5 protein-coding genes are annotated in these 7,102 nt (G+C 70.2%); all 5 read left to right on the plus strand.

Annotation, left to right across the window (positions count from 1 at the left end):
* Positions 1-21 precede the first annotated feature (21 nt).
* A complete protein-coding gene (locus tag BKN37_RS24705; RefSeq protein WP_071029629.1) occupies positions 22-1,314 on the plus strand; it encodes a dihydroorotase in 1,293 nt (430 codons plus the stop codon).
* Positions 1,311-1,823, plus strand: coding sequence for a PH-like domain-containing protein (locus tag BKN37_RS24710; protein WP_071029631.1), 513 nt, complete (start codon positions 1,311-1,313; stop codon positions 1,821-1,823). The genes BKN37_RS24705 and BKN37_RS24710 overlap by 4 nt, the downstream gene beginning before the upstream one ends.
* Positions 1,820-2,944: a glutamine-hydrolyzing carbamoyl-phosphate synthase small subunit gene (carA, locus tag BKN37_RS24715; RefSeq protein ID WP_071029623.1), complete on the plus strand. Its 1,125-nt coding sequence runs from the start codon at positions 1,820-1,822 to the stop codon at positions 2,942-2,944. Before BKN37_RS24710 ends, carA begins: the two co-directional genes overlap by 4 nt.
* Before the next feature lie 92 nt (positions 2,945-3,036).
* The gene (carB, locus tag BKN37_RS24720; protein ID WP_071029625.1) at positions 3,037-6,399 is read left to right on the plus strand and encodes a carbamoyl-phosphate synthase large subunit; all 3,363 of its coding nucleotides are present in this window, start codon (positions 3,037-3,039) and stop codon (positions 6,397-6,399) included.
* On the plus strand, positions 6,396-7,102 hold a 707-nt coding region (gene pyrF, locus BKN37_RS24725; RefSeq protein WP_071029627.1), incomplete at its 3' end, for an orotidine-5'-phosphate decarboxylase. The genes carB and pyrF, both read left to right, overlap by 4 nt.

Below are 7,102 nucleotides of genomic sequence, written 5' to 3' on the forward strand. Positions count from 1 at the left end.
GTCGGCAACGGAGGGGGCCGCGTGAGCGTATTGATTCGCGGGGTGCGCTTATACGGCGAGGGCGAGCAGGTCGACGTGCGGGTCGACGACGGCCAGATCGCCGAGATCGGTGCCGGGCTGGCGATTCCCGCCGAGGCCGAGGTGATCGACGCCACCGGTCAGGTGCTGCTGCCCGGTTTCGTCGACCTGCACACCCATCTGCGGGAACCCGGCCGGGAATACGCCGAGGACATCGAAACCGGTTCGGCCGCCGCGGCGCTGGGCGGCTACACGGCGGTGTTCGCGATGGCCAACACCACCCCGGTCGCCGACTCGCCGGTGGTCACCGACCACGTTTGGCACCGCGGCCAGCAGGTCGGGCTGGTCGATGTGCACCCGGTCGGGGCGGTCACCGTCGGGCTGGGCGGAGCCGAGCTCACCGAGATGGGCATGATGGCCGCCGGCGCCGCCGGAGTGCGGATGTTCTCCGACGACGGTCTGTGCGTGCACGATCCGCTGGTGATGCGTCGCGCGCTGGAGTACGCCACCGGGTTGGGGGTGCTGATCGCCCAGCACGCCGAGGAGCCGCGGCTGACCGTCGGCGCCGTCGCCCACGAGGGGCCCAACGCGGCGAAGCTGGGGCTCTCCGGGTGGCCGCGGGCCGCCGAGGAATCGATCGTCGCCCGCGACGCCCTGCTGGCCCGCGACGCCGGTGCCCGGGTGCACATCTGCCACGCCTCCACCGCCGGCACCGTCGAGATCCTGAAATGGGCCAAGGGGCAGGGGATTTCGATCACCGCCGAAGTCACCCCGCACCACCTGCTGCTCGACGACCACCGGCTGGCCAGCTACGACGGGGTGAACCGGGTCAACCCGCCGCTGCGCGAGGCCACCGATGCGCAGGCGCTGCGGCAGGCGCTGGCCGACGGGGTCATCGACTGTGTGGCCACCGACCACGCGCCGCACGCCGAACACGAGAAGTGCTGCGAGTTCTCCGCCGCCCGCCCGGGCATGCTGGGGCTGCAGACCGCGCTGTCGGTGGTGGTGGCCACCATGGTGCAACCGGGCCTGCTGACCTGGCGCGACGTGGCCCGGGTGATGAGCGAGAAGCCGGCGGCCATCGTCGGGCTGCCCGACCAGGGCCGGCCGCTGGAGGTCGGCGAGCCGGCCAACCTCACCGTCGTCGACCCGGACGCCACCTGGACGGTGGTCGGCACCGAGCTGGCCAGCCGGTCGGCCAACACCCCGTTCGAGTCGATGAGCCTGCCGGCCAGCGTGACCGCCACCCTGCTGCGCGGCACGGTGACCGCTCGGGACGGAAAGTGCCCGGCATGAATTCGGGAACGCTGATCGCGTCGCTGATCTTCGCCGTCGTGCTGGTGGTGCTGATCGGCTTCCTGATCCAGCTGATGATGCGGGGCTGGCGGCGCCGTGCGCAGCGGCAGGCCGCGGTGATCGGCACGCTGCCGCCGGTGCCCGACACGGTGGGGCCGCCGACCGTGGCGGCGACCCGCGGCCTGTATGTGGGCTGCACCCTGGTGCCGAGCTGGAACGACCGGGTGGCGGTCGGCGACTTGGGCTACCGCACCAAGGCGGTGCTGACCCGCTATCCCGAGGGAATCATGGTGCAGCGCAGCGCCGGTCGGCCGATTTGGATTCCGGACGACTCCGTGATCGCGGTGCGCACCGAGCGCGGCATCGTCGGTAAGGCTGTCCCCATGAGGAACCACGAGGGAGGAGTCCTGGTGATCCGGTGGCGGCTGCCGTCGGGCACCGAACTCGACACCGGGTTCCGCGCCGACAACCGCAACGAATACGACCGCTGGCTACAGGGGGAGCAATGACCACCACCAAAGCCGTCTTAGTGCTCGAGGACGGCCGGATCTTCACCGGCACGCCGTTCGGCGCGGTCGGCCAAACCCTAGGCGAGGCGGTGTTTTCCACCGGCATGTCCGGCTACCAGGAGACGCTGACCGACCCCAGCTATCACCGCCAGATCGTGGTGGCCACCGCCCCGCAGATCGGCAATACCGGCTGGAACGACGAGGACGCCGAGAGCCGGGGCGACAAGATCTGGGTGGCCGGCTACGCGGTGCGCGACCCGTCGCCGCGGGCCTCGAACTGGCGGGCCACCGGGACGCTGGAAGACGAACTGATCCGGCAAAACATCGTCGGGGTGGCCGGGATCGACACCCGCGCGGTGGTGCGGCATCTGCGCAGCCGCGGCTCGATGAAGGCCGGGGTGTTCTCCGGTGACACGCTCGCCGAGCCCGAGGAACTGCTGGAGCGGGTGCGCGGCCAGCAACCGATGCTCGGCGCGGACCTGGCCGGCCAGGTCAGCACCGAGGCCGGCTATGTGGTGGACCCGCACGGCCCGCGCCGGTTCACGGTGGCCGCCTTGGACCTCGGGATCAAAACCAATACCCCGCGCAACTTCGCGGCCCGCGGGGTCCGCAGCCACGTGCTGCCGGCGTCGGTGACCTTCGAGCAGATCGCCGACCTGCGACCCGATGGGGTGTTCTTATCCAACGGGCCGGGCGACCCGGCCACCGCCGACCACCTCGTCGCGGTGACCCGGGAGGTGCTCGGCGCCGGGATCCCGCTGTTCGGGATCTGTTTCGGCAACCAGATCCTGGGCCGGGCGTTGGGGCTGTCCACCTACAAGATGGTGTTCGGTCACCGCGGCATCAACATCCCGGTGATCGACCACGCCACCGGTCGGGTCGCGGTGACCGCGCAAAACCACGGCTTCGCGCTGGAAGGCGAGGCTGGTCAAGGGTTCGACACCGACTTCGGTCCGGCCGTGGTCAGCCACACCTGCGCCAACGACGGCGTCGTCGAGGGCGTCAAACTCGTTGACGGAAGGGCGTTCTCGGTGCAGTACCATCCGGAGGCCGCGGCCGGCCCGCACGACGCGGAATACCTGTTCGACCAGTTCATCGACCTGATGGGGGGCTCACAATGAGCGCCCGCACCACCCCCGCGAGCGTGCACAAATGTACGCCGATACGGGATAAATCGCGTACATTTGCGCACGCTCGCGGTGAGGAGAAGTAGATGCCGCGCCGCACGGATATCAACCACGTCCTGGTCATCGGGTCCGGTCCCATCGTGATCGGCCAGGCCTGCGAGTTCGACTACTCGGGCACCCAGGCCTGCCGGGTGCTCAAGGCCGAGGGCCTGCAAGTCACCCTGGTCAACTCCAACCCGGCCACGATCATGACCGACCCGGAGTACGCCGACCACACCTACGTCGAGCCGATCACCCGCGACTTCGTGGAGCGGGTCATCGCCCAACAGGCCGAGCGTGGCAACAAGATCGACGCGCTGCTGGCCACGTTGGGCGGCCAGACCGCGCTGAACACCGCCGTTGCGCTGTATGAGGGCGGGGTGCTGGACCGCTACAACGTCGAGTTGATCGGCGCGGACTTCGATGCCATCCAACGCGGCGAGGACCGGCAGCGATTCAAAGACATCGTCGCGAAGGTGGGCGGCGAATCCGCCCGCAGCCGGGTGTGTTTCACCATGGACGAGGTCACCGAGACGGTCGCCGAGCTGGGGCTGCCGGTCGTGGTGCGGCCCTCGTTCACCATGGGCGGGCTGGGCTCGGGGCTGGCGCACAGCATCGAGGAACTGGAGCGGATGGCCGGGGCCGGGCTGGCCGCCTCGCCCAGCGCCAATGTGCTGATCGAGGAGTCGATCTTCGGCTGGAAGGAATACGAGCTCGAGCTGATGCGCGACGGCCACGACAACGTGGTGGTGGTGTGCTCGATCGAGAACGTCGACCCGATGGGCGTGCACACCGGGGACTCGGTGACGGTGGCGCCGGCGATGACGCTGACCGACCGGGAATACCAGAAGATGCGGGATCTGGGCATCGCCATCCTGCGCGAGGTCGGTGTCGACACCGGCGGCTGCAACATCCAGTTCGCGGTGAACCCGGCCGACGGGCGGCTGATCGTGATCGAGATGAATCCGCGGGTGTCGCGGTCCAGCGCGCTGGCGTCCAAGGCCACCGGCTTCCCGATCGCCAAGATCGCCGCCAAACTGGCCATCGGCTACACCCTCGATGAGATCCTCAACGACATCACCAAGGAAACCCCGGCCTGCTTCGAACCCACCCTGGACTACGTGGTGGTCAAGGCGCCCCGGTTCGCGTTCGAGAAGTTCGTCGGCGCCGACCCGACGCTGACCACCACCATGAAGTCGGTGGGTGAAGCGATGTCGTTGGGCCGCAACTTCGTCGAGGCACTCGGCAAGGTGATGCGCTCGCTGGAGACCAGCCGCATCGGGTTCTGGACCGCACCGGACCCCGAAAACAGCTCAGTCGGCGCCGTCCTCGACCGGCTGCGCACCCCGACCGAGGGCCGGCTCTACGACATCGAACTGGCGCTGCGGCTCGGCGCCGCCGTCGAGCAGGTGGCCGAGGCCTCCGGGGTGGACCCGTGGTTCGTCGAGCAGATCAACGTGCTGGTGGGGCTGCGCTCCGAGCTGTACCACGCCGCCGTCCTGGACGCCGACCTGCTGCGGCGCGCCAAATACCACGGGCTGTCGGATCGCCAGATCGCCGCGCTGCGGCCGGAACTGGCCGGCGAAGACGGGGTCCGGTCGCTGCGCGGGCGGCTGGGCATCCATCCGGTGTACAAGACGGTGGACACCTGCGCGGCGGAGTTCGAAGCGAAAACGCCCTACCACTACAGCAGCTACGAACTCGACCCCGCCGCCGAAACCGAGGTGGCGCCGCAGACCGACAAACCCAAGGTGCTGATCCTGGGGTCGGGCCCCAACCGCATCGGGCAGGGCATCGAGTTCGACTACAGCTGTGTGCACGCGGCGACGACGCTGAGCCAGGCCGGGTTTGAGACCGTGATGGTCAACTGCAACCCGGAGACGGTGTCCACCGACTACGACACCGCCGACCGGTTGTACTTCGAGCCGCTGACGTTCGAGGACGTGCTGGAGGTGTTCTACGCCGAATCGCAGTCCGGGATCGGCGGCCCCGGGGTGGTCGGGGTCATCGTGCAACTCGGCGGCCAAACCCCGCTGGGGTTGGCGCAGCGGCTGGCCGACGCCGGGGTGCCGATCGTCGGGACCCCGCCGGAGGCCATCGATTTGGCTGAGGACCGCGGCGCGTTCGGCGACGTGCTGAACGCCGCCGGGCTGCCGGCCCCCCGCTACGGCACCGCCACCAGCTTCGACCAGGCCCGCCGCATCGCCGCCGAGATCGGCTACCCGGTGCTGGTCCGTCCGTCCTATGTGCTGGGCGGGCGCGGGATGGAAATCGTCTACGACGAGGACACCCTGCGCGGCTACATCACCCGGGCCACCCAGCTGTCCCCCGAGCACCCGGTGCTGGTGGACCGGTTCCTGGAGGACGCCCTGGAGATCGACGTCGACGCGTTGTGCGACGGCACCGAGGTCTACATCGGCGGCATCATGGAGCACATCGAGGAAGCGGGCATCCACTCCGGCGACTCGGCGTGCGCGCTGCCGCCGGTGACGCTGGGCCGGCAAAACATCGAGCAGGTGCGCCAAGCCACCGAGGCCATCGCGCACGGTGTGGGCGTGGTGGGCCTGCTCAACGTGCAGTACGCGCTCAAAGACGATGTGCTCTACGTGCTGGAGGCCAACCCGCGCGCCAGCCGCACCGTGCCGTTCGTGTCCAAGGCCACCGCGGTGCCGCTGGCCAAGGCGTGCGCGCGAATCATGCTGGGCGCCACCATCGCTCAGCTGCGCGCGGAGGGCTTGCTGGCGGCGACCGGGGATGGCGCGCACGGCGTGCCCGGGGCGCCGATCGCGGTGAAGGAAGCCGTGCTGCCGTTCCACCGGTTCCGCCGCACCGACGGTTCGAGCATCGAGTCGCTGCTGGGCCCGGAGATGAAGTCCACCGGCGAGGTGATGGGGATCGACCGCGACTTCGGCAGCGCGTTCGCCAAGAGCCAGACCGCCGCCTACGGGTCGCTGCCCGCCGGCGGCACCATCTTCGTGTCGGTGGCCAACCGCGACAAGCGGTCCCTGGTCTTCCCGGTCAAGCGGCTCGCCGACCTGGGCTTTCGGGTGCTGGCCACCGAGGGAACCGCGGAAATGTTGCGCCGCAACGGTATCCCCTGTGACGAGGTGCGCAAACTGTTCGAGGAGCCCGGCGCGGGCCGCCCGGAGGCGTCCGCGGTGGACGCGATATTGGCCGGCGCGGTCGATCTGGTGATCAACACGCCCTACGGCAATTCCGGTCCGCGCATCGACGGTTACGAGATCCGCTCGGCCGCGGTGAGCATGAACATCCCGTGCGTGACGACGGTGCAGGGCGCGGCGGCGGCCGTGCAGGGCATCGAGGCGGGGATCCGCGGCGATATCGGGGTGCGGTCACTGCAAGAACTGCACAGCGCGTTGGGCGAGGCGTCGGCGGGCAGCGCCGGATGACCGGCTTCGGTGCCCGGCTGGCCGCGGCGACGGCGCGGCGCGGGCCGCTGTGCCTGGGCATCGACCCGCACCCCGAACTGTTGCAGGCCTGGGGGTTACCGGCCACCGCCGACGGGCTGGCCGCGTTCTGCGAGACCTGCGTGGCGGCCTACGCCGACTTCGCGGTCGTCAAACCGCAGGTGGCGTTCTTCGAGTCCTACGGCGCGGCGGGGTACAGCGTGCTGGAATCCACCATCGCCGCGCTGCGCGCGGCCGGGGTGCTGGTGCTGGCCGACGCCAAGCGCGGCGATATCGGCTCGACGATGGCGGCCTACGCCGCGGCGTGGCTCGGTGACTCGCCGTTGTCGGCCGACGCGGTGACCGCCTCGCCGTATCTGGGCTTCGGGGCGCTGCGGCCGCTGCTGGATGTCGCCGCGGCCAACCAGCGTGGTGTGTTCGTGCTGGCGGCCACCTCCAACCCCGAAGGGGCGAGCGTGCAGCGCGCCGACGCCGGTGGGCGGTCGGTGGCTCAGGCGATTGTCGACGCCGCGGCGGCGGCCAACCGGGCGGTGCGTCCCGACCCCGGGTTCGTCGGCGTCGTGGTCGGCGCCACCCTCACCGAGGTGCCCGATCTGAGCGCCCTGGGCGGTCCGCAGGGCACCGACGTCCGGGCCGGCCCGCAGCACCTCGCGCGACACCGCGGGCAGCACCTGGCCCGCGGTGT

The organism is Mycobacterium talmoniae (genome assembly GCF_001854525.1).
GTDB lineage: Bacteria > Actinomycetota > Actinomycetes > Mycobacteriales > Mycobacteriaceae > Mycobacterium > Mycobacterium talmoniae.